Below are 26,372 nucleotides of genomic sequence, written 5' to 3' on the forward strand. Positions count from 1 at the left end.
CCCCGGGGCCCCGGCCCCTCAGAACAGGCTCAGCAACGCCTCCGCCGGGTCCATCGGCGTCGCGTCGCCGTCCGGCAGGGCGAGTTCGAACCAGACGGTCTTGCCGCGCGGCGTGCGCCGGCTGCCCCAGCGCTCGCTCAGCAGGCCGACGAGTTGCAGACCGCGGCCGCCCTCGTCGGTGTCCCGGGCCCGGCGCCGCCGCGGCTGGGCGAGATCGGCGTCCCAGACCTCGCAGACCAGCGTCCGGTCGAGCAGCAGCCGCAGCCGGATCTCCCCGTGCCCGTGCCGCAGGGCGTTCGTCACCAGCTCGCTGACCAGCAGCTCCGTGGTGTCGACCAGGGCCTGCAACCCCCAGTCGGTGAGTTGGTCGCGGGCGAGTTCGCGGGCCCGGGCGACCGAACGCGGCTCCGGCGCCAGGCTCCAGTCGCCCACCGCGTCCTTGGGCAGCCCGTGCACCCGGGCCATCAGCAGCGCGATGTCGTCCTCGCCGTGCGAGGTGTCCAGGGCGGACAGGACGTGGTCGCAGACGTCCTCCAAAGGCCGGCCGGCGTCCGAGAGCGCGCGGCGGAACGCCTGGAGCCCCTCGTCCAGCGGATGGTGCCGGGACTCCACCAGACCGTCGGTGTACAGCGCCAGCAGCGCGCCGTCCGGCACCTCGACCTCGATCTCCTCGAACGGCTCCCCGCCGACGCCCAGCGGCATCCCCGGCGGGACGTCCAGCAGCAGCGCCTCCTCGCCCTCCTCGACCAACACCGGCGGCAGATGCCCGGCGTTGGCGAAGGTGCACACCCGGGTGATCGGGTCGTAGACGGCGTAGACGCAGGTGGCGAGGTAGACCTCGGAGAGGTCGGCGGTCCGGGCCGAGCGGCCCTGGGCGGGCCCGCCGGCCGGCGCCCCCGAGCGGCTGCGCGCGGACCGCGCCATGGCCCCCCGGTCACCGCTGTCGCCCAGCCCCCGCGCGATCTCGTCCAGCGCCCCCAGGACTTCGGCCGGCTCCAGGTCCAGCAGCGCCAACGTGCGGACCGCGGTGCGGAGTTCACCCATCGCGACCGCGGCGCGCAGGCCCCGGCCCATGACGTCGCCGACGACCAACGCGGTGCGGTGCCCGGGGAGTTCGATGACGTCGAACCAGTCGCCGCCGACCTCGGTGGCGGTGGTGCCGGGCAGGTAGCGACAGGCGATGTCGAGGCCGGCCGCCTCCGGGTCGCCGGGCGGCAGCAGGCTGCGCTGCAATATCAGGGCCCGCTCGTGCTCCCGGCGGTAGAGGCGGGCGTTGTCGATGCAGACCGCGGCCCGGGCCGCGAGTTCGACCGCCAGCGCGGTGTCCCGTTCACCGAACGGTTCGCTGCCCTTCGTGCGGGAGAACTGCACCAGGCCGACGACGGTGTCCCGGGCGACCATCGGCACCGCGAGCGTGGAGTGCACCACCGCGCCCAGTTCCGGCCCCTCGTCGCTCTCCCGGCCGGGGATGATCTGCGCCTGGGCGGTCCGCAGGGCGGCCGCGCACGGGGAGTTGAAGGGGTAGCGGTGGACGGCGCCGACCGCGACCGGCGCCTCCTCGGGCGCCCCCCCGGGGAGCGGGGCGTCGGAGACCGCGCTGGCGAAGGCGACCCGGCGCAGCTCCGCGCTGCCGTCGCTCATCCCGGGCTGCGCCTCGTCGCCGGCCAGCAGCCCCTGGTAGAGGTCGACCGACGCCAGGTCGCAGAACTGCGGTACGGCGACGTCGAGCAGGGTGCGTGCGGTGGTCTCCAGGTCGAGGGAGTTGCCTATCCGGGCGCCGGCTTCGTTGAGCAGTGCGAGGTTGCGGCGGGCGTTGGCGGCCTCGCGTTCGGCGCGGCGGCGGCCGGTGACGTCGGAGGCGAGCGCGGCGACGCCGATGGGGCGGCCGCTGGCGCCGTGCAGCCGGTAGAGCGAGATCGACCAGCGGCGGCGGTCGTCCTCGCCGGGGACGTGGCCGACCAGCTGCATCTCGCTGACCGGTTCGCCGGTCGTAAGGACGCGGCGCAGGGCTACGGTCATCCGCTCGGCCTCGGGGCGGGGCAGGAAGTCGTGCGGGGTGCCGCCCCGGTACTTGCCGGCCGGGCCGCCGAAGACGGTGGCGAAGCGCTCGTTGACCCGCAGCAGCTTCAGGTCGGTGCCGAACAGGGTGAAACCCATGGGGGATTGACCAAAAACGGCCTGCGCGGCGGCGAGGTCGGTCTCGATGCCGCGGAGCGCCCGGACGTCCACGACCAGACAGACCGCGCCGCGTTCGCCGTCCTCGTTCTCGGCCGGCATGACGTAGATCTCGGCGAGCCCGTCCACCGCGCCGTCCGCCTCCCGGCGGTAGGGCACCAGTCCGGTCCACTCCCGGCCGTCCAGGATCTCGGACACCTTGCGGCGCCCGGTCTCGCTGAACTCGCTGGGGACGAAGGCTTCGACGGGGTCCTTGCCGAGGGCGTGGCGGGCGGGGATGCCGAGCATCTGCGCGGCGCGCTCGCTCCACTGGTCGATGCGTCCGTCGGGGCCGAGCGAGAACGAGGCGACCTTGATGTAGTCGTAGATCGACCCGGGCCGGCTGCTCTGCCATACGGGCGCGCCCTGCGGCTCGCGGGCATGGCGATGTCCGCCTGGGTCCACCGGGCCGTACGTACCGTCCCGGCCACCGTTCTGCGCAGGTACCACCCCGCCAGATGACTTCTCGCTCACGAGCCCCGTCCCCTCCAGCTCATCGTGCCCGGACCGGACCTGCCGAGTATTCCAGCACCTCGGCTATCCGGAACACGGTCTTCACGATCACAGCACAGTCTCGATCGCAGGCCATCTACAAAATGTCGATGAAATGGCAACGATCGGGACCCCTCATGAGTCCTAACCAGCCACAGACAGCTCGAACCACACTGTCTTGCCACTCTTTCCCTGCCGGGTGCCCCAGCGCCGCGAGGTGTGCGCGACCAGTTGGAGTCCACGTCCCCCCTCGTCATCGGGGGTGGCGGTGCGGCTCCGCGGTGGGTCGGGCAGCGGATCGGAGACCTCGACGAGCAGCGCCCCGGCGCCGAGCAGCACCATGCGCACGCCGATGGGACCGCTGGCGTACCGCAGTGAGTTGGTGACCAGTTCGCTGACCAGGAGCACCGCGACGTCGGCGGCGCCGTTCAGTCCCCAGTCGTCGAGCACCTGACGGACCATGGTGCGGGCGGTGCGCACCGCGCCGGGGTCCGCCGGAAAGCTCCATTCGGCGCTCGGCGCACCGGACGCCCTGCCGCGCTTGCGGACTTCGGGGGGACCGGGTTCCGGGCCCTCTGCCGCTGCGCTGTCGCTCACGCCGATCACTTCCCAGGCCGAGGGGTCCCCCGTCGTACCCGACCCCCGTCGAATGGGGCTAATCAGGACATACCCGGTATCGAGTGGCAAGTACCGCCTTCAACCGTGCACTGTGGCACAAATGGCGCATCTCGCAGCGATCCCCGGGCACCGTGGGCACACCCGGCGAGCGGGCGGACATCGGCGACCGGTCCGGGCGGCCGCGCGACCCGCGCCCACCGGGGGCGCGCGCCCGCTGTCGGGCCCCGGCCCTACAGCCGCGCGCCCGGGATCCCCACCGCGGGCTTGGAGCCCAACCGGCGCATCACCTCGGCGACCGCCGGACGGTCCTGGTCGAGCCAGTCGACCTCGCGCTCCTCGCCGGGCCGCAGCCAGCGCAGCTCGTCGTGATCCTGGAGCGGCTCCGGCCGGCCGGAGACCAGCCGGGCGGTCCACACCTGGAGCACGTAGCCGGGCCGCAGCACCCACTCGCCCGGGATCCGCTCCACGGGCGCGGCATCGATGCCCAGCTCCTCGTGCAGCTCGCGGACCAACGCCTGCTCCGGCGTCTCGCCGTCCTCCACCTTGCCGCCGGGCAGCTCCCAGCGGCCAGCCAGCGCGGGCGGCGCGCTCCGTCGGGCGGCCAACAGCCGCCCCCGGTCGCACACCGCGCCGCCCACCACTACGCGCACCGTCGTCATGCGCGGCAGCCTACGTCCCCCGCCCGCCTCCCGCTCCCCGCTCCGCTTTCCTCGCCCGTCTCCCTACGAGGCCCCCTGACTGACCCGCTCCACCGCGTAAAGCCGCTGATTGCCACGGGTGTCGAGGCGTTCGGCGACCCGCTCCGCCTCCGCCCGGGTGGCATAGCGGCCGACGCGATAGCGGTTACCGCCTTCGTCCTGGCGGATGACGAGCCAGGGCAGCGCGGTCTCGTTGTCGGTCATTGCGCCCCTCCGTCCGCCGCGCAGCGCGCCGCGGCGCGCCCCTCCTGTGCTGATGCCGAAATCGCATTCCGCATATGCCCGACCCTACGCCCGACCTTTACGCACCGGATATGGATTTACACAAAGAGAGACCGAACCGGCCACCCGCGGGACCTGGAACACCAGGATCGACCCGCGAGTGGCCGGTGGAAGCCCGGGAGGCCGGGCGGTTGTACGTGGACGGGAGCGCGCCGCGAACGGCCGCTCAGGCGCCGGTCGGAGCCTTCTCGCCGGCCGCCTCGGCGGCGCTCTCCTCCGCCGCGAGCTCGGCCTCGACCTTGGCCAGCGAGGGGTTGCGCCAGGCGCTGCGCACGCCCCAGAAGTAGAAGGCCAGCGCGATCACCGCGACCACCGCGAGGTCGAGGCCCGGCGGCAGGTAGCCCTTGCCGCCGAACTCCTTGCCGCCCAGGTAGGAAACGGCCGCCATGACCAGCAGGTAGACCACCATCCACGCACCCGCCTTCAGGTGCGGCACCAGCTCGCGCAGGTGGTTGCGGCCCTGCTTCCACGGCCGGACGATCTCGTACCAGACCCAGACCGGGAGCCCGACGGCCATGATGAAGATGACCTTGCCGGTGAGCGGCCACTTGCCCCAGTACAGGACCAGCGACCCGAAGATCATCGCGATCGGTGCGATGACCGGCATGGCGCGCAGCTTCACCGGCCGCTTCATGTGCGGCGACAGCCGCCGCAGGCCCATCACGGCGACCGGGCCGGTGATGTACGAGATGACGGTCGCGACCGAGACGACCTCGGCGAGCGATCCCCAACCGCGGAAGACCGCGAGGAACAGGAACGCGACGCCGAGGTTGAGCACCAGCGCCGGACGCGGAATGCCGGTCTTGGGGTCCACCTTGCCGAAGATGCCCGGCAGGTGCCCGTTCTCCTGGACGCCCTGGATCATGCGCGAGGTGGTGGCGGCGTAGATCATGCCCGTACCGGACGGCGAGACGAACGCGTCCGCGTACAGCAGCAGCGCCAGCCAGTTCAGGCCCCAGGCGAGCCCCAGCTCGGCGAGCGGGGAGTGGTAGGAGAGACCGCCCCAACCCTTGCTCAGGTCCCCGGCGGGCACCGCGAAGAGGAAGGCGACCTGCAGCGCGAGGTAGATGACCAGCGCGATGACGATCGAGAAGGCGACGGCCTTGGGCAGCGAACGGCCGGGGTTGCGCGCCTCGCCGGCGAGGTTCAGCGGCGACTGGAAGCCGTTGTAGGCCCACACGATGCCGGAGAGCGCCACACAGCTGAGGACCGCGCTCCAGCCGTTCGGGGCGAAACCGCCGCCGCGCTCGATGTTGCCGGTGTCGAAGTGGGACAGGATCAGGGCGCCCGCGGTGAGGATCGGCACCACGACCTTGAAGACCGTGATCGCGGTGTTCGTCTTGGCGAACATCGAGACCGCGAACCAGTTCATGAAGAAGTAGAAGACCAGCAGGACGCTGGCCACCGCGACGCCGGAGCCGGTGAGCTCCGTGCCGTCGAAGAGCGCCTTGGCCCAGCTGAAGTCCCAGCTGCTCATGTACTGGACGGAGGCGGTGGCCTCACCCGGGATCACCGAGACGATGGCGATCCAGTTGGCCCAGGCCGCCAGGTACCCGGCGAGCGAGCCGTGCGAGTACTGGCCGTAGCGGACCATGCCGCCCGCCTTGGGGAACATCGAGCCGAGCTCGGTGTAGGTCAGCGCGATGGTCAGGGCGACGACCGCGCCGATGACCCAGGCGAGGATCGCGGCCGGACCGGCGATGGCGGCGGCCCGCTCGGCCCCGAACAGCCAGCCGGAACCGATGATGGACCCGAGACCAGTGGCGGTCAGGGCGATGGTCCCGAGGGACCGACGGTAGTTCGACGAGTGCGAACCCTGCTCCGCACTCGCTGTCTTCGTCGTGGTCACGTGCTGGTCTCCTGGTCTTCCCCCGTGCCGTGCACAAACTTCGCCATCGTATGAGCGAATCCGAAGATCCGGTTCCCACACCGGCTAAAAAAACCCGCCTAGTTGAGCCTCTGTGAGGTTTCCAACACCGATATCCGGATGACATTTCTCGAAAAACTACCCCAAACCGGACACATATCTCGGCCGGATTTTCTTGCCATCGAACGCTACGAATCCCGCAGGTTCCCCCTACGAGGCGTCGACTTGGCAACCACGGGGAGTTCGCGTCGCCCCTACTTCACCGGTAGGTGGTAGGCGACCCGGTGGCGCGCCGCGAGCGCGATCACATCCGCCGTCTCGACCGGGCGGCCGCCCGCGAAGTACGTCCGCGAGACGACCAGCACCGCATGGCCGGGCACCCCGCCCAGCGCCATCGCCTCCTCCGCCAGCCCCGGCCGCGCCCCGACCTCCTCGACGACGTTGTCCACCACCACGTCGATGGCGGCCATCCGTTCGACCACCCCGCGCCCGGCCAGCGGGCCCTCCTCCGGCAGCATCACCGGCGTCCGCCCGGTGATCTCCAGCGGCTCCCAGGAGGTGGAGAGCATCGACGGCTCCCCCTCCGCACGGAAGACGTAGCGCGTCCGCATCACCCTGGCGCCCACCGGGATCCGCAGCCGGGCCGCCACCGCCGAACCGGCCGCCTCCTGCTCGCTGTTGGACTCCCAGGTGCCCCGCACCCGTTCGTCCGTCTGCTCCTGGCGGAACGGCGTGCAGCCCCGGCTGTGGAAGCCGCCGCGGGCGATCCGGCGCGGCACCGGCTGCTCCCGCACGTACGTCCCCGACCCGGACCGGCCCTCCACCAGGCCCTCGGCCATCAGGACCTTCCGCGCCTCCAGCGCGACGGTGTCCGAGACGCCGTACTCCTCGCGGATACGCGCCTGGGAGGGGAGTCGGGTGTGCGGGGCCAGCACCCCGTCGACGATCTTCTGGCGCAGGTCGCCGGCGACGCGGAGGTACGCGGGCTGCTCACCGAAAGGCACATGCCCTCCCAACAGCTTGACGGTCAGCAACAGCGTGACAACCGCGTGTTGCCGACCGCAAGTCCAGGCCAGATATTCACTCAAAGTAATGAACGCAGCTCAGCTGCCGCCCACGCCAAACCCCCGGCCCCACCGAAACACCCGTTCCACCACGTTCCGTATCCGACCGTGTCACGATCGTCACCGTGCAGAAAGGGGCCGCCATGCCGACCGAGAACGCCGCCGTCAGCTCCCTCCATCCGATGCCCGACGACTGGCAGCGCGCGCTGGCCGTCGTGGCCCACCCCGACGACCTCGAATACGGCGCCGCGGCCGCCATCGCCGAATGGGCCGACGCCGGCCGGGAGATCCGCTACCTCCTGGTCACCCGCGGCGAGGCCGGCATCGACGGCCTCGCGCCCCCCGCGTGCGCCGCGGTCCGCGAGGCCGAACAGCGCGCCGCCGCGGCCCACGTCGGCGTCCGCGCAGTCGAGTTCCTCGACGGCCACCGGGACGGCGTCATCGAGGCCGGCCCGGCGCTCCGCCGCGACCTGGCCGCCGCGGTCCGCCGGCACCGCCCCGAGCTGCTGATCACCCTCAACCACCGCGACACCTGGTTCGGCACCCACTGGAACACCCCCGACCACCGGGCGGTGGGCCGCACCGTCCTGGACGCCGCGGCCGACGCCGCCAACCGCTGGATCTTCCCCGAACTCGCCGACACCGAGGGCCTGGCCCCCTGGTCCGGCGTCCGCTGGACCGCCGTGGCCGGCTCGCCCCGCCCCACCCACGCCGCCGAGGTGGGCCCCGGCATCCCCCGCGCCGTCGCCTCCCTGGCCGCCCACACCACCTACATCAGGGCCCTCACCGCCCCCGACCAGGACCCGCACGCCTACGCCCGCGACTTCCTCGACCGCGCCCTGCGCACCGGCGCCACCCACCACCGCGGCCGCCCGGCCGTCCTGTTCGAGGTGTTTCCGCAGTAGCCACCGCCCCTCCCCCGGAGCCAGGGCCAACCGTCCAGATCGGGTCACCGAGGCGCGAGAGCGCCATGACGTAGCATCAACACCCTTTCGTTGACGGTCACTTACCTCAGTGAGGCAGCTCCCATGGCAGGAAGCGGGACACCACCTGCGTCGCCGTCACCCACGCCCCCGTCGGGGAACGACGGCCAGGCAGGTACTCCCGATGACGACGGGGCGTCGGCAAGAAGGGAGCAGCACCGCCCGCCCACCCCTTCGTTCTTGGACGACGTGATCGACGGCGTCATGCCGGACGCGGCGGACCCGAACCGTCGCCGGCGGAACCGCAAGATCCTCATCAGGCTGTGCTGGACGGTCCTCGCCGCGCTCATCGCGTTCATCGTGACGAAAGGCACCGACTGGTTGACCTCGGAGCATGACGCGCGGGTCTCCAACGAGGCCGACGACAAAGCCGACCGGGCCGGCCCCGCATTCTCGGCGTCCGTACGCCTGGACGCCCAATACGCCGAGGCCCAGATCTTCGATTCGCCGTTCTCGCCGCAGGACAAGAAAACCCTCCTCGGCATGGAACCCAAGGGCGATCCGCTCACCCCCTTCTACACGGCTCACCACGGACGAGGCGTCTCTTTCTCCGATGTCCGGCACCCTGCGATGAAGGTCAAATCGCCCGGATACTCGGAGGAGTGGCTCATGGACATCCTCAGCGATCGGAAAGCAAGCCTCGTCATCACCGGCATGCGCATCAAGGGACTCCAGTGCACGCCCGCCAAAGCCGCCACGGTCATCTCGGTGAGAGGACAGGCCGGCGGCAGCTACGAGGGCATGTTCTTCGACCTGACGCGTTCCACCACCACCCCGCTCATCACCGGGGACGAGGAGGAACACTACGGAGAGCCGTTCTTCAAATACAAGAAGATCGACCTCGGAAACGGCGCGGCCCCCGAAGGACTTCGCCTACAAGTCACCTCGGGAACGCAGGACTGCTCCTGGAAGGCATTCCAAGCCAGCTACGTCGATTCAGACGGGGAACACACCAAAGACATCACGGACAACGGTAAGGATTTCGTCGTTCACGGCTTCGCCGGACGCCCGCAGCAAGTCTTCGAGGTCCGCTCGCACGGACCGTTCGTCACGGAATGCAAAATCCTCGACGACGGGCGCTACACATGCTGAGAACGGTTCGGTTCGTTGTCGATTGCCCGCGACCATGCCCTGCGGGAACGTCCCGTCGCAGCATCCGATCCAGCACGTATCCAGCAGTCGGCGACCGCCGCCGTCGCCCGGCTCACAGACGGTGCTCGTCCATCAAGCGCATCAGGTTCCGCTTGCGTTTCTGGGCGGTACGCAGGGCGGTGACGTACTCGGTGAACTCCTCGGGCGAGCCCAGGCGGCGGTGGCAGTCCCGGATGCTCAGCAGCAGGCTGACGAGCTGCTCGTAGACCGCGTTGCCCGTCTGGCTGGTCAGCGGCTCCGCCAGGCGCAGGTAGACGCCGAGCGCGTCGGCGGGGCGGGTGGCGCGGGCCTGGTCGGCGAGGGTGAGCCACTGCTGGTCATGGGCGCCGGTCTCGGTGGCGGCCTGCCAGGCGGTGTCGACGTCCTTGTCGTCGAGCAGGGCGTCGACCAGGACGGGGCCGCCGTACCAGCCCCGTTGCCGCCGGCCCGCGTCGGCACGCAGCAGGGCCAGCGCGCCCGCGCGCTCGGCCGGCCAGCAGTCCGCGGCACGAGCAGCGGCACGCAGTTGCTGGTAGGTGAGCAGGGTCCGACGGGCGCCGAAGTGGTCGCGGCGCCCGGCCACGGCGTCGTCGAGCCGGTCCGCCTGCGCGTAGCGGTCGCAGAGGTAGTCGACGAGGGAGGTGTCGACGGCGGCGAGGTCCCGGGCCTCCTGGACGCCGCGTTCCGCCCAGCGCAGGGCCTCGTCGGGGCGCCGGGCGGTGTCCAGCTCGCGGGCGATGGCCAGGTGCGTGTGGCCGTTCGGTGAGAGGTCGGCCGCATGCACGGCGATCACCGCGTCGACGTCGCCTCCCGCCTTGGCCAGACGCTCCATCAGGTACTTCTCCGCCCAGCCGCGGCGGTTGCCCTGCCACGCCTCGACCGCCAGCTTCCGCAGGACGGCCGTCCCCTCTTCGCCGAGAACGTCCTCGTAGTCGAGTGGATCGATGTCGGTGAGGCCGTCGTCCACCTCGCCGAGCGCATGGCCGATCAGCCAGCGCGCGAGCTCCCCCGGGTCGGGGTGCGCCGCACGGCACGCGTCGAGATGGGCGTCGGCGAGGCCGGCTCCCACCTGGCCGAGCCATCCGTCGGAGTCGTCGACGCTCTCCACCGCCTGGGCCAGCAGCTTCATCGCCTCCCCGACCAGGATGATCGCGTCGGCCGCCCGTCCGGAGCCGGTGAGCGCGCCGATCGCGGACACCGCCTGCCCGGCCTGGTCCGCATAGGCGCGCGCATCGGCGTACTCGACGTACCCGTACTGTGCGAACGGGCCGATGTCGAGCAGCTCACGGATACGGTCCCGGACCCCGGCGAGATCCCCGCGGGCGCTCGCGGCTCGCAGCTCCAAGCGACGCCGCAACTGCCGGTCCTCGCCGATCAGTTCCCGCACCAGAGCCAGCAACTCGTCCTTGGACCGGGCGGACAGCCACCCGTCGAGGTCCTGGGCCCGGTCCCGCGCCGCCTTCCGCTGCCGCGGCAGGCTCTCCGGCCGGGCGAGCACCGTCAGACCGAGGGCCACCAGGTGCTTGCAGAAGTTGCCCTCAAGACCAAACGGGCAGTCGCACTCCCCGGTCAGCCCACCGGGCCCGTCCAGGGTCAACTCCACCTCGTACCGCTCCGTGCCGTGGACGCTCGCGCTGATCCATCCGTCACCGACCTCGACCCCGGACACCGCATCCACGTACCCGCGCCCACGCTCGAAGGAACGGGCACCGGCCAACGCCTTGAGGTTCGCCTCGGTGAAGCTGCGCATGGTCTCTTTCACCCTGCCCCTGGTTCTTTCCGTTACGGCCGCCAGCATATGAGTGACAGTGAGTCCGAACGGCAGTCCAGGGAAGTCCGTACCGAGCGCTGCGCGGCGGGCCATAATGGCCTGCCCACTGACCGGGTTGCAGGTGCTTCTCCAGCAGCCGGGCCGGCCCGCCACCGACGGCCCGGCGGTCGTGGCGAGGAAGGCGGTGTCGACCGGGTGGTCCGGAGTGTCCACCGCTCACGGGGCCGCCCGGGCAGCCCCGTGAGCGCAGGGGACTCAGCCGTCGGCACCGGCCGGTGTTGTGGTGGTGGTGAAGCCTTCCTTCTTGTTGGCGTTGAGGGCGAACTCATTGGTGAACGTCTTGCCGAGGTCCACCGACGAGGTCACGCTCCCGACCGACTGCTCGGTGGCCAGTGCGGTCTTCGGGCCGCTGGCCGGCATGATTCCGTCCGGCAGGAACTGGCCCTTGTCCTCGGTCAGCGCCTTGATGTAATCGGTCTTGGTGACCAGCTGGTTCTGCACGAACGACGCCGGCAGCTTGTTCGCTATGTCGGCCGCGCTGTGCGTGTTGATCCAGTGCATGGTGGCCACGAGCGCGTCGACGACCTTCTGCACCGCGTCCTTGTGCGAGTTGACCCAGTCGGTGCGGGCGAGGACGCTCGCGCTCGGGAACGCGCCGCCCAGCGCCGCCTTGGCGCCGTCGGTGGTGGCCAGGTCGATCGCGGAGGTCCCGACGCCCTTCTTCTCGACCGCGGCGACCGTCGGCTGCGTGGTCATGACGCAGTCGGCCTTGCCGTTCTGCAGCGCGGCGACGGCGGTGGAGCCCGCGCCGACCGCGAGCCGGTGGAACTGGCCGGTCTTGACGCCCTTCTTCGCCGCCATGAACTGGGTGAGGGTGTCGGTGCCCGAGCCCAGGTCGGTGACGCCGAGTGTTTTGCCCGTGAAGTCGGCGGCCGATGTCACACCGCTCTTCTTGGTGCACATCTCCCGCTCGCCGGGCGCGCCGGACAACTGGACGACGTCCTCGACCGCCTTCCCCTTCGCCTGGAACTCGATCGTGTGGTTGTACCAGGCGCCGGCCATGTCCACCTGGCCGGAGGCCATGGCTTCCTCGGCGCCGATGCCGCCGTTCTGCTCGGTGCTCAGCTCGACCTTGACGCCGTACTTCTTGTAGAAGCCGAGGTTCTCGGCGAGTTGGTAGGGCAGGTAGATCTGCTTGTCGAGGCCGCCGGCCATGAGCGTGACGGTCGGGGTACCGCCGGAGCCGGACGACGCGGAGCCGCCGGAGTTGCTGGAACACGCGGTGGCGGCGCCGAGGGCGAGGACGGTGATGAGCGATGCGGTGAGGGTTCTCTTGAGCATGGCGGGGCCTGCACCTTTCGGGAATGCGGGGAGTGAGTGCTTTCGGGGATGCGGGGGCCCGGGAAGGGCTACGAGCAGAGGGAAAGCGGGAGTCAGAGAGCGTTCGCCTCGGAGGGAGCCGGCGGGCGCCAGGCGAGCAGCCGGTGTTCGAGCTTGCCGATCAGCCACTCCGCGCCGAGGACGATCACCGCGATGACGAGCATCGTGGCGAACACGCCGTTGGGGTCGAAGTTGTTCTGCGCGGTCTTGATGACCAGGCCCAGTCCGCTCTGCGCGCCGAGCACCTCACCGACGAGCGCGCCGACGATGGCGAAGCCGAAGGCGCTGTGCAGGCTGGCGATGATCCAGGTCAGCGCGGAGGGCACGATGACATGCCGGGTGATCTGCATCCGGGAGGCGCCGAGCACCCTGACGTTGGCGAGGACATTGCGGTCGACCTCGCGCACGCCCTGGAAAGCGTTGAAGAAGACGATGAAGAACACCAGCACCGCGGCCAGCAGGATCTTCGGGGTCACACCGATACCGAAGGCGACGATGAAGATCGAGCCGAGGACGATGCGCGGGATCGCGTTGACCATCTTGATGTAGGGACCGAGCACGTCGGACAGATAGCGGCTCTGCCCGAGCGCGACGCCGAAGACGATCCCGGTGAGGGAGCCCACGGCGAAGCCGACGAGCGCCTCCTGGATGGTCGTCCAGATGTTGGAGTAGAAGGAGCCGAACTGCGTGCCGTGCTGGAAGAGGTCGCTCAGCCGCTGCCAGATGCCCGACGGCTGCCCGAAGAAGAACGGGTCGACGATGCCCCAGGCGGTGAACGCCTGCCAGCCGCCGATCACGAAGACCGCGAGGCCGATACGGCCCGCCCACACCCGGGCGACACGGCGCCGGGCGGCACGCCGCGCGGCGCTCGCGGCCGGGCCCTTGCCGCCGTCGGCGACGGGGAGCGCGGAAACGGTGGACGTCGTACTCATTCCTTGCCTCCTGCGGTGAGTGCGTACGCGCGCTCCACCTCTTCGCGCAGCGTGTCCCAGATCTGGTGCTGGAGTTCGATGAAGCGGGGCTGGAAGCGGATCTCCTGGACCGAGCCGCGCGGACGGGGCAGGTCGATGTCGAAGACCGCCTTGACCGAACCGGGGTTGGATGTCATGACGACCACCCGGTCGGCGAGTGCCACCGCTTCGTCCAGGTCGTGGGTGATGAAGACGACGGACGGGCGGATCTGCTCCCAGAGGGTCAGCAGTTCGGTCGACATGATCGCCTTGGTCTGCACGTCCAGGGCGCCGAACGGCTCGTCCATGATCAGGATCTTGGGTTCGTTGATCAGCGCCGCGGCCATCGCCACGCGCTTGCGCATGCCGCCGGACAACTGGTGCGGATAGCGGTCCTCGAACCCGGACAGACCTACTCGGCGCAGCCAGTCGCGCGCCGAAGTCTGGGCCTGCTGCTTGGGCACGCCGCGGAACACGGGGCCCATCAGCACGTTGCCGAGAACGGTCTTCCAGGGCAACAGGGCGTCGGCCTGGAACATGAAGCTGACACCGTCGGTGATGCCGTCCACCTCACGGCCGCCGACCTTGACCGAGCCCTCGCTGGGCCGGTCGAGCCCGGACACCATGCTCAGGGTCGTCGACTTGCCGCAGCCCGTGGGGCCCACCACGGCGCAGAACTGGCCCGGCTCCACGGTGAACGAAACGCCTTGCAGCGCCGTGAACACCTCACCGGCAGGGGTCAGGAATCTCTTGGTGAGCCCGGAGATCTCGATGCGCGCGTCCGCAGGGTCCGCCGCACCGGCGCCCGGGCTCGTCGCGACATCGTTTCGCGAAGCCATGTGGGGCCGCTTCCTTCCTTCTTTCGGAGTTCCCCGGGAATTCCTCGGGGATTGCCTCGTGGGATTCCTCGGGGGTTCCTCCCAGGCCGAGGAAGGCAGACGCTAGAGGCAGCCGCGTATGACGTCGCTGTTTCCGAGCTATCTCGCGATAGCCGCGTAAAGCGGGCTTCTGCTCGTTTTGCTCAGTGGACGGAGGGTGGGCAGAGTCCCGGCTCTGGGGCACAATCGCGCCACCCGGGCACCCCACACAGGCCGTCCCGGCACGTCGCACCACCGGAGCGAAGAGGCACTCGTGGCACCCATCCGTTTCCGGGCAGGCCGCGGCGGGAAGCGGAGGCTTTCCACCCGGATCCTCGCCAACCAGTTGGTCATCCTCGCGCTCACCGGCCTGATCGGCTTCGTCCTGTTCGCGTTCGCGCAGCGGGCCGAACTCGACCGCTCCTACGAGCAGCGGGCCCTGGCGATCGCCCGGACCACGGCCGCGGAGCCGCAGACAAAGCAGGTCATGGAGTACGGGGGCGGCGGCGACGTGGTGCAGACGGTCGCCGAACGGATCCGCCGGGCCTCCGGGGCGTCGTACGTGGTCGTGATCGACCTGCACGGCATCCGGCACTCGCATCCCATCCCGGCCCTGATCGGCGGGCCGGTGGCCGAGCCGGTCGTGGCCGAGGACGGCCGCGCGCACGTCGGCACCGACCAGGGCGCGACCGGGCGGTCCGCCAACGCCAAGGCCCCCTTGTACGGGCCATCCGGCGCACTGGTCGGCGAGGTGTCGGTGGGCATGCCGGAACACGACGTGCTCGGCGAGCTGTGGCACGAGCTGCCCACCTTCGGGCTGTACGCCACGATCGCCACCGCGATCGGCGCGACGGCGGCCTATCTGCTGGCACGGCGGCTGAAGCGGACCACGTTCGGCCTGGAACTTGAGGAGATCGCCGGTCTGCTGCAGGACCGCGAGGCGATGTTGCACGGCATCCGGGAAGGCGTGGTCGCCTTCGACCCCGACGCAAGGATCACCGTCGTGAACGACGAGGCCCGGCGGCTGCTCGGCCTCGGCACCGCGCTCGGCCACAGGCTGGAGGATGCGCTGCCCGACGGCCGGCTGCGCCGCGCGCTGGACGGCACCCTGGCCGGCACCGACGTCAGCGTCCTGACGGACGACCACTGTCTCGTCGTGAACCGTATGCCGGTCACCCTGCACGGCCGCGAACTCGGCGCCGTGGTCACCGTACGCGACCGCACCGAGCTCATCGGCCTGCTGCGCGAACTGGACTCCGTACGCGGACTGACCGACGCCCTGCGGGCCCAGCAGCACGAGTTCACCAACCGGATGCACACCCTGGCCGGTCTGCTGGACATCGGCGAGCACGAGTCCGCGTACGAGTACGCCATCGAGACGGCCCGTTCCGGGCAGGCCCTGACCGAGGCCGTGCGCCGACACATCGGAAACCCGCTGATGGTCGGGCTCATCGTGGCCAAGACCACCGTCGCCGCCGAACGCGGAGTGCGGATCGTCCTCAGCGACGACTCAGCGCTCGGCAACGACCCACCGCACCTGCGGCGACTGCTGACCATCGTCGGCAACCTGCTCGACAACGCCATCGACGCGACCGCCGAGGCACCGTCCGCCGACGGCGTCCGCAGGATCCGGCTGACGCTGGCCGAGAGCGACGAGCTGATCTTCGTGCGTGTGGCCGACAGCGGTCCGGGCATCGCCCCCGGCTCCTCCCGGTCGATCTTCGAGGACGGCTGGTCCACCCGCCCCGAACGGGGCACCGCTCACCGCGGCCTGGGGCTGGCCCTGGTGCACCGGCTGGTCCAGCGGCACGGCGGCACCATCACGGTCAGCGAAGGCCCGGGCGCGTTGTTCACGGTCGTACTGCCGCAGCCGGACACGGCGCCGACACCGGCACAGCAGGACGCGTTGTTCACGACGGCGTTGCCGATGGGAGGTGACCTGTGATGATCCGGACCCTCGTGGTGGACGACGACTTCCGGGTCGGGCAGATCCACGGCAACTACGTGCGCCGGGTCCCGGGCTTCGAAGTGGTCGGCGAGGCGGCGACCGCGGCCGAGGCGTTGGCCGCGGTCCGTACCCTGCACCCGGACCTGCTGCTGCTCGACATCTTCCTGCCCGACGGCAGCGGACTCGACGTCCTGCGCCGGCTCAGCCAGGACCAGGGCGACAAGCGCCCCGACGCCCTCGTGATCACCGCCGACCACGACATCTCCTCCGTCCGCGCCGCGATGAAACTGGGCGCCGTCGGCTACCTGGTCAAGCCGTTCGGCTCCGCCGACCTCGCCGAACGGCTCGACGCCTACCACCAGCTCCGCGACCGCGTGGACGCGCTCAGCCGGACCACCACGGCCGACCAGGCCGACGTGGACGCCCTGTTCAGCGCGGCCCGCCCGCCCGCCGTCCCCCGGATCCCCGCCAAGGGCCACTCCGCGCCCACGCTCAGCTCGATCCACCAAGCCCTGCGCTCCGCCCGCAGTGCCCTGTCGGCCGCCGAGGCCGCCGAGGCGACCGGCGTCTCCCGCGCCACGGCCCAGCGCTACCTCTCCTACCTCGTCAAGGAAGGCATGGTCCGCCTGGAACTCCGCTATGGCACCAACGGCCGTCCCGAACATCGCTACCGCATCGCTCACTGAACCGCGCGGCCAGGAGCACCGCTCGGCGCCGCCACCCGAGCAGCGGCAGGTTCTTCCGGTCCATCTGCCGGACTGCTGCGGAGGCCACCGGACCACCAAGGGTCTGGCTGAAGGGCCGGGTGAGGCTCCTACAGCCGGACATGATCGATTAAGTCCACGTATGAGATCGTCGAAGCGACTGGAGCGTTCCCGAGCTTCGGTCGTCGGCTATGCCGGTTGCCTCGTCGTGGTGATGACGCTGTTCGTCCGGGGTGTACGTCCCACGGCCCCGAAGTCCGCCCCCGGCCGGGCGGCTTGCGCCCAGGACGCCCCGCCCGCGCGGGGACGCCCGGCCTGGGTGGCAACCCGACCCAGCACCGATCCAGCAACGGTAGGGATGACCAGGGACGACAGCAGATGACGAACCGTCAGAAGATCCCGCACGGATCCAGCAACCGGCACGCAACAGGGTCGGCTCCGGATGGAGCCGACCCCGTTTGACCTGTGCGTTTGCTGGATCGCCAGGTCGACGCTACGGCGCGCGTCAGACGTTGAACCGGAACTCCACCACGTCCCCGTCCTGCATCACGTAGTCCTTGCCCTCCATGCGGGCCTTGCCGGCGGAGCGGGCATCGGCGACGGAGCCGGTGTCGACCAGGTCGGCGAAGGAGATGACCTCGGCCTTGATGAAGCCCTTCTGGAAGTCGGTGTGGATGACACCGGCGGCCTCGGGGGCGGTGGCGCCCTTCTTGATCGTCCAGGCCCGGGTCTCCTTGGGGCCGGCGGTCAGGTAGGTCTGCAGGCCGAGGGTGTCGAAGCCGACGTGGGCGAGGGTCGCCAGGCCCGGCTCCTGCTGGCCGACGGACTGGAGGAGCTCCAGGGCCTCCTCGTCGTCCAGCTCGGCGAGGTCGGCCTCCAGCTTGGCGTTGAGGAAGATCGCCTCGGCGGGGGCGACCAGGGCGCGCTGCTCGTCCTTGAAGTCGTCGTCGGTGAGCTCGTCCTCGTCGACGTTGAAGACGTAGAGGAACGGCTTGGTGGTGAGGAGGTGCAGGTCGTGCAGCAGCTCGGTCTTCTCCGTGCCCTGGACGTAGCCGGCGGCGAAGAGGGTGCGGCCCTCCTCCAGGATGGCCTTGACCTCCTCGACGGCCTTGACCTTCGGGGCCACGTCCTTCTTGATCCGCGACTCCTTCTGAAGGCGCGGCAGCACCTTCTCGATGGTCTGGAGGTCGGCGAGGATCAGCTCGGTGTTGATGGTCTCGATGTCGCTCTTGGGCGAGACCTTGCCGTCGACGTGGACGACGTTCTCGTCCTTGAAGGCGCGGATGACCTGGCAGATCGCGTCGGACTCGCGGATGTTGGCGAGGAACTTGTTGCCCAGGCCCTCGCCCTCGGAGGCGCCCCGGACGATGCCGGCGATGTCGACGAAGTCGACGGTGGCGGGCAGCACCCGCGCGGAGCCGAAGATCTCGGCGAGCTTGGCGAGGCGGGGGTCGGGGACGCCGACCACGCCGACGTTCGGCTCGATGGTGGCGAACGGGTAGTTGGCCGCCAGCACGTCGTTCTTGGTCAGGGCGTTGAACAGGGTCGACTTGCCGACATTGGGCAGACCGACGATTCCGATCGTGAGCGACACGGTGGCGACTTCCCGGAGCTGGAGGTGGGCGAAGGGCGGGCCGCTTCCCGGGGCCGGCCGGTGGGACCGGGCCGGCCGGGTACGGCCGATCCACCAGTCTACTGGGCGGGTCCCACCGCGCCGGGCGGACCGGCCCCGGCTCCGGGGACGGCGCCCGACGCCCCGCGCGCTCCCGTGCCGTGCGCCGGGCCGCCTAACGGAGCCCCCAAGGTAGGTCAAAGTGCGTGTCCCATGACCGATTAATCCCACTTAGCGGCCTACCGTTGCCGAGTGGAGCAACACGTGGAGGAACACGAAGCGCACACGTCCCCGCACGGCCGGCCGCACGGCGACGGCCCGGACGCGGGGCAGGATGCCCGGCTCCCGCGCCCCGCGGAGGCCGTCGCCCCCGAACCCGACGACGCCTTCCTGACCGCGATGCGGGCGTCCGGCTACGCCTCCGTACCGGCGGGCACCGAGGTCACCGCCCGCGGCTACGCGCCCGCGCCGGGCGAGTTCCGGGCGCCGGTCCGGCCGCCGGTCGTGGGAGCGGGCGGGCGGATGCCGCGACCGGCCGTGGGGCTGTTGGCCGAGGGCGAGGAGGTCGCGGCCGTCTACCGGGCGGGCCCGCGGCGACCGCCGGCGCCCGCCCCCGTGGCCGGTCTGGTCCGCCGTCTGCCGGCCGCCAAGCTCACCGGCCTGGGCTGCGGGCTGCTGGCCACCGCCGCGCTGCTGGCCTTCGGCTTCCTGGACCGCTGGTTGTTCGGCGGGGCGCAGACCGCGTACGGCGTCTTCTTCCTGCTGGTGAGCGTGGCGGCCGGGGCGTGGGTGCGGCCGTACGACCTGATCGCCGCGCCGGTCGCGCTGCCGATCGCGTTCGCCGTCGGCACGGTGCCGGTGCAGCACGGTCCGGCGGGCTTCACCGGGCTGTTGATCGGTGTGTTCACCGTGCTGGCGCTGAACGCCGGTTGGCTCTACGGGGGCACGCTGATCTGCGGGCTGCTGGTGCTGGTCCGTAAGGCGCTGCTCATCGCCCGGCGTCGGGCCAGCCGACCGGTGACTCGACAACGGCGTTCGGGGCCCGGTCCGCGGGCGACGGCCCCGCGGCTGGAGGAGTCCGCGCCCCGGACCCCGAGCCGCTCCGGGCCGGGGAACCGTCCGCGGCAGGTGGCCCGCCGGTAGGGGGCGCGCCGGCAGGACGCGCGGCGCCGGGCGATCCGGTGGGGCCGGTGTGCGCGCCGGGGACCTGTGTGGCCATCGCAGCCCCCACGATCCCGGCGTTGTTCTGAAGCCGTGCCGGCACGATCTCGGCCCTGATCCCCTCGATCAGCGGCAGGAACTTCTCCGCCTTGCGGCTCACCCCGCCGCCGATCACGAACAGTGCGGGCGAGAAGAGCATCTCCACGTGGGCGAGGTACTTCTGGACCCGGTGCGCCCACTGCTGCCAGTTCAGCTCCTCGTCCTCCTTGGCCTTGGTGGAGGCGCGTTTCTCGGCGTCGTGGCCGTGCAGCTCCAGGTGGCCCAGCTCGGTGTTGGGGATCAGCCGGCCGTCGGTGAAGACGGCGCTGCCGATGCCGGTGCCGAAGGTGAGGACGATGACGGTGCCGGTGCGGCCCTGGCCGGCGCCGAACCGCATCTCGGCCAGGCCCGCGGCGTCCGCGTCGTTGAGCAGGGTGACCGGGCTGCCGCCGGCGCCGCCGCTGACCCGGTCGGTGAGCAGTGCGGCGGCGTCCGTGCCGATCCAGCGTTTGTCGACGTTGGCGGCCGTGCGGGTGATCCCGCTGGTGACCACGCCGGGGAAGGTCGCGCCGACCGGGCCGGTCCACTCGAAGTGGTCCACGACCTCCTTGACGCAGTCGGCGACCGCCTCGGGGGTGGCCGGATGCGGGGTCAGTACCTTGTAGCGCTCCTCGGGCAGTTCGCCGCGCTCCAGATCCACCGGGGCGCCTTTGATGCCCGATCCGCCGATGTCCACACCGAAGACCCTCATAGGAAAAGGCTAGGCGCGGACTCCGCCCGCCGCCCCCGGTATGGCGGAGGCGGCGGGCGGCGGTGGACGGTCAGTCCTCGACGGCGGCCTTGGCCTCGGCGCGCAGATCGCGGCGGAGCTCCTTGGGGAGCGAGAAGATGATGGATTCCTCGGCGGCGGTGATGGTCTCGACGTCGTCGTAGCCGCGGGCGGCCAGCCATTCCAGGACGCCGTCGACCAGGATCTCGGGGACGGAGGCGCCGGAGGTGACGCCGACGGTGGTCACGCCGTCGAGCCACGCCTCGTCGATCTCGTCGGCGTAGTCGACCAGGTAGGACGCCGTGGCGCCGGCGCCGAGGGCGACCTCGACCAGGCGCTTGGAGTTCGAGGAGTTCCTCGAACCGACGACGATGACGAGGTCGGCGTGGGCGCCCATCTGCTTGACCGCGATCTGGCGGTTCTGGGTGGCGTAGCAGATGTCGTCGCTGGGCGGCGAGAGGAGGTTGGGGAAGCGGTCCTTGAGGGCGTCGACGGTCTCCATGGTCTCGTCCACGGAGAGCGTGGTCTGGGAGAGCCAGACGACCTTGTCCGGGTCGCGGACCTCGACGTTCGCGACGTCCTTGGGGCCGTCGACGAGCTGGATGTGCTCGGGGGCCTCGCCGCTCGTGCCGATGACCTCTTCGTGGCCCTCGTGGCCGATCAGGAGGATGTCGTAGTCGTCGTTGGCGAAGCGGACGGCTTCCTTGTGGACCTTGGTGACCAGGGGGCAGGTCGCGTCGATGGTGGCGAGCTTGCCGCGCTGGGCCTCGTCGTGGACGACGGGGGCGACGCCGTGTGCGGAGAAGATGACGATATTGCCCTCGGGCACCTCTTCGGTCTCCTCGACGAAGATCGCGCCCTTCTTCTCCAGGGTCTTCACCACGTACTTGTTGTGGACGATCTCGTGGCGCACGTAGACCGGGGCGCCGTACTGCTCAAGGGCTTTCTCGACGGCGATCACGGCGCGGTCCACGCCCGCGCAGTAGCCGCGGGGGGCGGCGAGGAGGACCTTGCGGCTGGGCTGCGGACCGGGAGTAGCAGACATAGGTCCCATCGTAAGGCCGTGCCCCGGCGGGGCGTGATCGCACCGGTGTCCCAGACTGGTGGGGAGTACGGGCGAGGAGGCGGGATGCCGGGCACGGACGGCGCGACCGTTGGTGAGGGGGCTCACGGCGACACCGGAGCGCTGCACCGGACGCTGTCGTTCCGGGACCTGGTCGTCTACGGGCTGCTGTTCATCGCCCCGATGGCACCGGTGGGGATCTTCGGCACCCTCCAGGCCACGTCGCACGGCGCGATCACGGCGGTCTACCTGGTCGCCACGGTGGCCATGGCGTTCACGGCGTATTCGTACGCCCAGATGGTGCGGGTCGCGCCGAAGGCCGGGTCGGTCTACGCGTACGCGCGGGTCGGCCTGGGTGAGGGCGCGGGGTTCGTCGCCGGGTGGATGGCGATGCTGGACTACCTGCTGATCCCGGCGGTGGCGTACCTGTTCTCCGGGATCGCGCTGCACGCCCTGGTGCCGCAGGTGCACCAGTGGGTGTGGACGGCGGTCGCGGTGGTGGTCACCACGCTGTTGAACCTGTGGGGGGTGCGGACCGCGGCGGTGGTCGGGTTCGCGGTACTGGCGCTGGAGATCGCGGTGCTGGTGGTCTTCGTGGTGGCGGCGGTGTGGGCACTGGCGGCGCACGGGGCGCAGCGCGGCTGGGCGGTGCCGCTGACCGGGGAGGGCGGCTTCTCGCCCGACGCGGTGCTGGCGGCGGTGTCGGTGGCGGTGCTGTCGTATCTGGGCTTCGATGCGATCGCGTCGTTCGCGGAGGAGACAGAAGATGCGCCGCGCGATGGGGGTCCCCCCGGACGGAGTCTGGGGGAGCGTCCGGGGAAGGGCGGTGGCGGGCGACGGGTGGGCGGTTCGCGGCGGGTGGCGCGGGCCGTGGTGACGTGTCTGGTGGTGGCCGGGGTGCTGTTCGCCGTGCAGACGTATCTGGCGGCGCTGCTGGCCCCGATGAGCGCCGCGGAACTGGCCGCGGAGCCGGGCGGGCAGGGGGCCGCCTTCTACGTGACGGTGGACTCCGCGGTGGGCGGCTGGCTGCACGACCTGGTGGCGGTGAGCAAGGCGGTCGGGGCGGCGTTCGCGGCGCTGGCCGGGCAGGCCGCGGCCGGCCGGCTGCTGTTCGCGATGGCCCGGGACCGGCGGCTGCCGGGGCCGATGGCGAAGGTGGACGCGGGCAGCGGGGTGCCGCGCCGGGCGCTGCTGGGGGCGGCGCTGGTGACGCTGGTGGCGGCGGTCTGGGCGGCCACCCGGGACGATGGTCTGGACCAGTTGTCGTCGATCGTGAACGTCGGCGCGCTGACCGCGTTCGCGCTCTTGCACGCCTCGGTGATCGGGTGGTTCCGGATCCGTCGGCGGGCGGCGGTGCCGAGCCTGCTGCGGCATGTGGTGGTGCCGCTGGTGGGGCTGGCGGTGGTGGTCGCGGTGGTCGTCGAGGCGTCACCGACCGCGCAGGTCGTGGGCGGGGCCTGGCTGCTGGTGGGACTGGTGGTGCTGGCGGTGCAGTACGCGAAGGCCGATTCCAGCGCCGATTCCAGCGCTCGTTCCAGCGCCGGTTCCCGCGCGTCCGGCGATTGAGGACGGGGTACCGGGGGCCCGGGCGGCGCCCCCGCGCCACGGCGCCGCATCCGGGTGGCGTGCGGGACCGACGGTGGGACCACCGGCACTGTCAGTGGCCGCCGCTACTCTCGGTCGTATGTCTGTCTCTACGTCTCCGGAAGCGCCGATCCCGGTCGGCGAGGTGTCCCGGCTCATCGGCGGGTGGATCGACCGGCTCGGCGCGGTGTGGGTCGAGGGGCAGATCACCCAGCTCTCGCGGCGGCCCGGCGCAGGTGTGGTGTTCCTGACGCTGCGCGATCCGTCGTACGACATCTCGGTGAGCGTGACGTGCTACCGCCAGGTCTTCGACAAGGTCTCCGAGGTGGTGAGCGAGGGCGCCCGGGTGGTGGTGCACGCCAAGCCGGAGTGGTACGCGCCGCGCGGTCAGCTGTCGCTGCGGGCCGCCGAGATCCGCCCGGTCGGCGTGGGGGAACTCCTCGCCCGGCTGGAGCAGTTGAAGCGGTCGCTGACCGCGGAGGGGTTGTTCGCGGCGGAGCGCAAGCGGACGCTGCCGTTCCTGCCGCAGCTGATCGGGCTGGTCTGCGGCCGGGCCAGCGCCGCCGAGCGCGACGTGCTGGAGAACGCCCGGCACCGCTGGCCGGCGGTCCGCTTCGAGGTGCGCAACGTGCCGGTGCAGGGGGTGCACGCGGTGCCGCAGGTGATCGCGGCGGTGCAGGAGCTGGACGCGCTGCCCGAGGTGGACGTGATCATCGTGGCGCGCGGCGGCGGCAGCGTGGAGGATCTGCTGCCGTTCTCCGACGAGCAGCTGGTCCGGGCGGTGGCCGAGGTGCGCACGCCGGTGGTCTCGGCGATCGGCCACGAGCCGGACAGCCCGCTGTTGGACCTGGTGGCCGATCTGCGCGCCTCGACGCCGACGGACGCGGCGAAGAAGGTGGTGCCGGACGTGGGCGAGGAGCTGGCCCGGGTGCACCAGCTGCGGGAGCGGGCCCGGCGCGCGCTGGGCGGCTTCCTGGACCGCGAGGAGCGGGGCCTGACGGCGGCGCTGCACCGCCCGTCGATACAGCATCCGCAGCGGATGGTTCAGGAGCGCGAGGAGCAGGTCACCGCACTGCTGGAGCGCGGCCGCCGGACGCTGGGGCACCTGCTGGACCGGGCCGATTCGGAGCTGGCGCACACCCTGGCGCGGGTGGTGGCGCTCTCCCCCAAGGCGACGCTGGAGCGCGGCTATGCGGTGCTCCAGAAGCCGGACGGGGCGGCGGTGCGCGCGCCGTCCGAGGTGGCGGTGGACGAGGAGTTGCGGGCCAGGGTGGCCGAGGGCGAGTTCCGGGTGCGGGTGGCCGCGGTCCCGGACGCCGATTCCGGGCGGACGGTACCGCCCAAGACGGACTCATAGGGTGGGAGACATGGCGAAGACGGATGACGTGGTGGACGAGGCGGCCGAGGTGGCGCCGGTGGATTCCACCCTCGGTTACGAGCAGGCGCGGGACGAGCTGATCGAGGTCGTCCGCCGTCTGGAGGCGGGCGGTACGACGCTGGAGGAGTCGCTGGCCCTGTGGGAGCGCGGCGAGGAGCTGGCGAAGGTGTGCCGCCGCTGGTTGGACGGGGCCCGGGCGCGGCTGGACGCGGCACTGGCGGATGGGTCGGCACAGGACGCGGCGGAGCAGGGGTAGCAGCGCGCGGCGCCGCCCCCGCCCCCCTCTTGAGCGGCCTTCCGGATCACGAAAGGCCGCTACCGGCCCGTGAAACCCCTCACACTTGCCAGCCGTTAGTTGAACTTTAATCTATCGGGGCTACAGTGGTTCTCGTAGACAGCGAAGTCTTCGAAGATCCGTAACCCACCTGAAGCCCCGAGGTGCCCCTGATGTCTCTCGCCCTTGACGCCGCCGCTCAGGACCTCCTGTTCCGCGAGGCCCAGACCGCCAACACGTTCACGGACGAGCCGGTGACGGACGAGCAGGTCCAGGCCATCTACGACCTGGTCAAGTACGCCCCCACCGCGTTCAACCAGTCGCCGCTGCGGATCACCCTGGTCCGTTCCGAGGACGCCCGTAAGCGCCTGGTCGCGCACGCCATGGGCGCCAACGGCCCCAAGACCCTGGCCGCGCCGCTGACCGTCGTCCTCTCCGTCGACCTGGACTTCCACGAGAAGCTGCCGCAGCTCTTCCCGCACGCCCCGGGCGTCAAGGACAGCTTCTTCTCGGAGGCCACGGTCCGCGAGGCCGCCGGCACCCAGAACGCCACCCTCCAGGCCGGCTACTTCATCCTCGGCATCCGCGCCGCCGGCCTGGCCGCCGGCCCGATGACCGGCTTCGACTTCACCGGCGTCGACAAGGAGTTCTTCGGCGACGGCAAGCAGAAGTCCTTCCTGGTCATCAACCTCGGCAAGCCGGGCCCGGACGCCTTCTTCCCGCGTTCGCCGCGCCTGTCCTTCGACGAGGCCACCGCCACCGTCTGAGCCGCCCCCGGCCTGACGTACGACGAGGCCGCCGCACCCACCCGGGTGCGGCGGCCTCGTCGTGCCTCCGGTGGCACGAGCGCCGACCGCTCGGCCCCCGTACCGCTGCTCGTCAGCCCTTCTTCGCCACCAGGGCCGCGGCCAGCTCCGCGAGCCGCCCGTACGGCGCGGTGCCGGCGACGACCGTGGTCACACCGGGCTCCTCGTGGACCAGCGCCTTGTAGGTGTTGCCCTGGTAGCGGTCCCACTTCTTGCTGCCGACGGCCTGCTGACCCGCGACCTTGTCGGCGCCCAGGGTGACGTCCTGGATGAACTGCTTGGCCGGTGCGTCGCTCTGCTCGACGGCCGCGTACTCCTGCTCCGGGTCGAGCATTCCCAGGTGCCAGGCGCCGCCCTTGCCGTCATCGCTGGCCTTGTAGGAGACGGAGGTGGGCCGCCAGGTCTTGGACAGACCCTCGGGCGCCGCGACCGGATAGGGGGCGGCACGCCGGGCGGTGATGATCTCGACGCGGGTGTCGACGGTCCGGACCGCGTCCTTCTCCGCGGTCGCACTGTCGTCGTGCGGGATGAAGAAGTAGATCGCCCCGACCAGGACACCGATCACCGCCAGTGACAGAACCATGTCCGTCACCCTTTGCCTGCCTCGCATACCAGCCACGTCCCTATGGTCCCCTATGCCCGCCGGCGCCCGGACGCGCCCCCCTCGGACACCACTCACCTGGGCAAACGGTTCTGCGGTCGGTGACCGCTCGGCGCGGGCGTTACC

Annotated in this window: 22 protein-coding genes and 1 pseudogene; 9 read left to right on the forward strand and 14 right to left on the reverse strand. The window is 71.1% G+C overall.

What is annotated here, in order from left to right; all coding sequences use genetic code 11:
* Window positions 1-18: 18 nt before the first annotated feature.
* The 6 genes from ACFVT2_RS17565 to ACFVT2_RS17590 form a co-directional block, all read right to left on the reverse strand.
* Window positions 19-2,688: a SpoIIE family protein phosphatase gene (locus ACFVT2_RS17565; protein WP_390018322.1), complete on the reverse strand. Its 2,670-nt coding sequence runs from the start codon at window positions 2,686-2,688 to the stop codon at window positions 19-21.
* A gap of 162 nt (window positions 2,689-2,850) precedes the next feature.
* Window positions 2,851-3,312 (reverse strand): ATP-binding protein, encoded by a 462-nt coding sequence (locus ACFVT2_RS17570; protein ID WP_390018325.1) that lies wholly within the window; start codon window positions 3,310-3,312, stop codon window positions 2,851-2,853.
* Window positions 3,313-3,554: 242 nt separating this feature from the next.
* A complete protein-coding gene (locus tag ACFVT2_RS17575; protein WP_390018328.1) occupies window positions 3,555-3,983 on the reverse strand; it encodes a (deoxy)nucleoside triphosphate pyrophosphohydrolase in 429 nt (142 codons plus the stop codon).
* Window positions 3,984-4,046: 63 nt separating this feature from the next.
* Entirely contained in the window at window positions 4,047-4,226 is a 180-nt protein-coding gene (locus ACFVT2_RS17580; protein ID WP_390018331.1) for an SPOR domain-containing protein, read from the reverse strand.
* Between the two features lie 244 nt (window positions 4,227-4,470).
* The gene (locus tag ACFVT2_RS17585) at window positions 4,471-6,153 is read right to left on the reverse strand and encodes an APC family permease (protein WP_390018334.1); all 1,683 of its coding nucleotides are present in this window, start codon (window positions 6,151-6,153) and stop codon (window positions 4,471-4,473) included.
* 272 nt (window positions 6,154-6,425) lie between these two features.
* Window positions 6,426-7,175 carry a GntR family transcriptional regulator gene (locus ACFVT2_RS17590; RefSeq protein ID WP_390018337.1) on the reverse strand — a complete coding sequence of 250 codons (750 nt, stop codon included), beginning with the start codon at window positions 7,173-7,175 and terminating at the stop codon, window positions 6,426-6,428.
* Between the two features lie 203 nt (window positions 7,176-7,378).
* On the opposite strand from ACFVT2_RS17590, the gene ACFVT2_RS17595 reads away from it, so the two are divergent.
* Together ACFVT2_RS17595 and ACFVT2_RS17600 are read left to right on the forward strand one after the other, a co-directional pair.
* The gene (locus tag ACFVT2_RS17595) at window positions 7,379-8,140 is read left to right on the forward strand and encodes a PIG-L deacetylase family protein (RefSeq protein WP_390018340.1); all 762 of its coding nucleotides are present in this window, start codon (window positions 7,379-7,381) and stop codon (window positions 8,138-8,140) included.
* Between the two features lie 258 nt (window positions 8,141-8,398).
* Window positions 8,399-9,310: a hypothetical protein gene (locus ACFVT2_RS17600; RefSeq protein ID WP_390018343.1), complete on the forward strand. Its 912-nt coding sequence runs from the start codon at window positions 8,399-8,401 to the stop codon at window positions 9,308-9,310.
* Between the two features lie 112 nt (window positions 9,311-9,422).
* Here ACFVT2_RS17600 and ACFVT2_RS17605 read toward each other — a convergent pair whose 3' ends face one another.
* The 4 genes from ACFVT2_RS17605 to ACFVT2_RS17620 all read right to left on the reverse strand — a co-directional run bounded on the left by ACFVT2_RS17605 (window position 9,423) and on the right by ACFVT2_RS17620 (window position 14,289).
* A complete protein-coding gene (locus tag ACFVT2_RS17605) occupies window positions 9,423-11,099 on the reverse strand; it encodes an SWIM zinc finger domain-containing protein (protein WP_390018345.1) in 1,677 nt (558 codons plus the stop codon).
* A 276-nt stretch (window positions 11,100-11,375) separates the two neighbouring features.
* Window positions 11,376-12,461, reverse strand: a complete 1,086-nt coding sequence (locus ACFVT2_RS17610; protein ID WP_390018348.1) for an ABC transporter substrate-binding protein — start codon at window positions 12,459-12,461, stop codon at window positions 11,376-11,378.
* 92 nt (window positions 12,462-12,553) lie between these two features.
* Complete coding sequence (locus ACFVT2_RS17615) at window positions 12,554-13,432, reverse strand: ABC transporter permease (RefSeq protein WP_390018351.1); 879 nt, start codon at window positions 13,430-13,432, stop codon at window positions 12,554-12,556.
* Complete coding sequence (locus ACFVT2_RS17620; RefSeq protein ID WP_390018354.1) at window positions 13,429-14,289, reverse strand: ABC transporter ATP-binding protein; 861 nt, start codon at window positions 14,287-14,289, stop codon at window positions 13,429-13,431. The genes ACFVT2_RS17615 and ACFVT2_RS17620 overlap by 4 nt, the downstream gene beginning before the upstream one ends.
* Window positions 14,290-14,581: 292 nt before the next feature.
* Between ACFVT2_RS17620 and ACFVT2_RS17625 the strand changes: the two genes are divergently transcribed.
* Window positions 14,582-16,252, forward strand: coding sequence for an ATP-binding protein (locus ACFVT2_RS17625; protein ID WP_390018357.1), 1,671 nt, complete (start codon window positions 14,582-14,584; stop codon window positions 16,250-16,252).
* Complete coding sequence (locus ACFVT2_RS17630; RefSeq protein ID WP_390018360.1) at window positions 16,252-16,941, forward strand: response regulator; 690 nt, start codon at window positions 16,252-16,254, stop codon at window positions 16,939-16,941. The genes ACFVT2_RS17625 and ACFVT2_RS17630 overlap by 1 nt, the downstream gene beginning before the upstream one ends.
* 523 nt (window positions 16,942-17,464) lie before the next feature.
* On the opposite strand, the gene ychF is transcribed toward ACFVT2_RS17630, so the two are convergent.
* Complete coding sequence (gene ychF / locus ACFVT2_RS17635; protein ID WP_390018362.1) at window positions 17,465-18,553, reverse strand: redox-regulated ATPase YchF; 1,089 nt, start codon at window positions 18,551-18,553, stop codon at window positions 17,465-17,467.
* Window positions 18,554-19,093: 540 nt separating this feature from the next.
* Here ychF and ACFVT2_RS17640 point away from each other — a divergent pair.
* A pseudogene (locus ACFVT2_RS17640) lies at window positions 19,094-19,501 on the forward strand (DUF6542 domain-containing protein); the annotation flags it as partial.
* Window positions 19,502-19,559: 58 nt separating this feature from the next.
* Here the strand turns inward: ACFVT2_RS17640 and ppgK are convergent.
* Complete coding sequence (gene ppgK, locus ACFVT2_RS17645) at window positions 19,560-20,522, reverse strand: polyphosphate--glucose phosphotransferase (RefSeq protein WP_390018365.1); 963 nt, start codon at window positions 20,520-20,522, stop codon at window positions 19,560-19,562.
* A 70-nt stretch (window positions 20,523-20,592) separates the two neighbouring features.
* Window positions 20,593-21,594 carry a 4-hydroxy-3-methylbut-2-enyl diphosphate reductase gene (locus ACFVT2_RS17650; protein WP_390018368.1) on the reverse strand — a complete coding sequence of 334 codons (1,002 nt, stop codon included), beginning with the start codon at window positions 21,592-21,594 and terminating at the stop codon, window positions 20,593-20,595.
* A gap of 75 nt (window positions 21,595-21,669) precedes the next feature.
* Here ACFVT2_RS17650 and ACFVT2_RS17655 point away from each other — a divergent pair, with 75 nt between their 5' ends.
* From ACFVT2_RS17655 to ACFVT2_RS17670, 4 genes are all read left to right on the forward strand, one after another.
* Window positions 21,670-23,169, forward strand: coding sequence for an APC family permease (locus ACFVT2_RS17655; protein WP_390018371.1), 1,500 nt, complete (start codon window positions 21,670-21,672; stop codon window positions 23,167-23,169).
* Window positions 23,170-23,287: 118 nt separating this feature from the next.
* The gene (xseA, locus tag ACFVT2_RS17660; RefSeq protein WP_390018374.1) at window positions 23,288-24,544 is read left to right on the forward strand and encodes an exodeoxyribonuclease VII large subunit; all 1,257 of its coding nucleotides are present in this window, start codon (window positions 23,288-23,290) and stop codon (window positions 24,542-24,544) included.
* 10 nt (window positions 24,545-24,554) lie between these two features.
* Window positions 24,555-24,821: an exodeoxyribonuclease VII small subunit gene (locus ACFVT2_RS17665; RefSeq protein WP_390018376.1), complete on the forward strand. Its 267-nt coding sequence runs from the start codon at window positions 24,555-24,557 to the stop codon at window positions 24,819-24,821.
* 191 nt (window positions 24,822-25,012) lie between these two features.
* Window positions 25,013-25,606 carry a malonic semialdehyde reductase gene (locus ACFVT2_RS17670; RefSeq protein ID WP_390018379.1) on the forward strand — a complete coding sequence of 198 codons (594 nt, stop codon included), beginning with the start codon at window positions 25,013-25,015 and terminating at the stop codon, window positions 25,604-25,606.
* A 112-nt stretch (window positions 25,607-25,718) separates the two neighbouring features.
* On the opposite strand, the gene ACFVT2_RS17675 is transcribed toward ACFVT2_RS17670, so the two are convergent.
* On the reverse strand, window positions 25,719-26,255 hold the full coding sequence (locus ACFVT2_RS17675; protein WP_390018513.1) for a DUF4245 domain-containing protein: 537 nt from the start codon (window positions 26,253-26,255) through the stop codon (window positions 25,719-25,721).
* Between the last annotated feature and the right edge of the window lie 117 nt (window positions 26,256-26,372).

Origin of the sequence: Streptomyces sp. NPDC058000 (assembly GCF_042886435.1) — a bacterium.
GTDB lineage: Bacteria > Actinomycetota > Actinomycetes > Streptomycetales > Streptomycetaceae > Streptomyces.

Excerpts from the sequence above, each read along its gene's own strand:
- ACFVT2_RS17575 (WP_390018328.1), bottom strand. The coding sequence starts at position 3,983 with ATGACGACGGTGCGCGTAGTGGTGGGCGGCGCGGTGTGCGACCGGGGG.
- ACFVT2_RS17580 (WP_390018331.1), bottom strand. The coding sequence starts at position 4,226 with ATGACCGACAACGAGACCGCGCTGCCCTGGCTCGTCATCCGCCAGGAC.
- ACFVT2_RS17595 (WP_390018340.1), top strand. The coding sequence starts at position 7,379 with ATGCCGACCGAGAACGCCGCCGTCAGCTCCCTCCATCCGATGCCCGAC.
- ACFVT2_RS17605 (WP_390018345.1), bottom strand. The coding sequence starts at position 11,099 with ATGCGCAGCTTCACCGAGGCGAACCTCAAGGCGTTGGCCGGTGCCCGT.
- ACFVT2_RS17610 (WP_390018348.1), bottom strand. The coding sequence starts at position 12,461 with ATGCTCAAGAGAACCCTCACCGCATCGCTCATCACCGTCCTCGCCCTC.
- ACFVT2_RS17615 (WP_390018351.1), bottom strand. The coding sequence starts at position 13,432 with ATGAGTACGACGTCCACCGTTTCCGCGCTCCCCGTCGCCGACGGCGGC.
- ACFVT2_RS17620 (WP_390018354.1), bottom strand. The coding sequence starts at position 14,289 with ATGGCTTCGCGAAACGATGTCGCGACGAGCCCGGGCGCCGGTGCGGCG.
- ACFVT2_RS17630 (WP_390018360.1), top strand. The coding sequence starts at position 16,252 with ATGATCCGGACCCTCGTGGTGGACGACGACTTCCGGGTCGGGCAGATC.
- ppgK (WP_390018365.1), bottom strand. The coding sequence starts at position 20,522 with ATGAGGGTCTTCGGTGTGGACATCGGCGGATCGGGCATCAAAGGCGCC.
- ACFVT2_RS17650 (WP_390018368.1), bottom strand. The coding sequence starts at position 21,594 with ATGGGACCTATGTCTGCTACTCCCGGTCCGCAGCCCAGCCGCAAGGTC.
- ACFVT2_RS17655 (WP_390018371.1), top strand. The coding sequence starts at position 21,670 with ATGCCGGGCACGGACGGCGCGACCGTTGGTGAGGGGGCTCACGGCGAC.
- xseA (WP_390018374.1), top strand. The coding sequence starts at position 23,288 with ATGTCTGTCTCTACGTCTCCGGAAGCGCCGATCCCGGTCGGCGAGGTG.
- ACFVT2_RS17665 (WP_390018376.1), top strand. The coding sequence starts at position 24,555 with ATGGCGAAGACGGATGACGTGGTGGACGAGGCGGCCGAGGTGGCGCCG.
- ACFVT2_RS17670 (WP_390018379.1), top strand. The coding sequence starts at position 25,013 with ATGTCTCTCGCCCTTGACGCCGCCGCTCAGGACCTCCTGTTCCGCGAG.
- ACFVT2_RS17675 (WP_390018513.1), bottom strand. The coding sequence starts at position 26,255 with ATGCGAGGCAGGCAAAGGGTGACGGACATGGTTCTGTCACTGGCGGTG.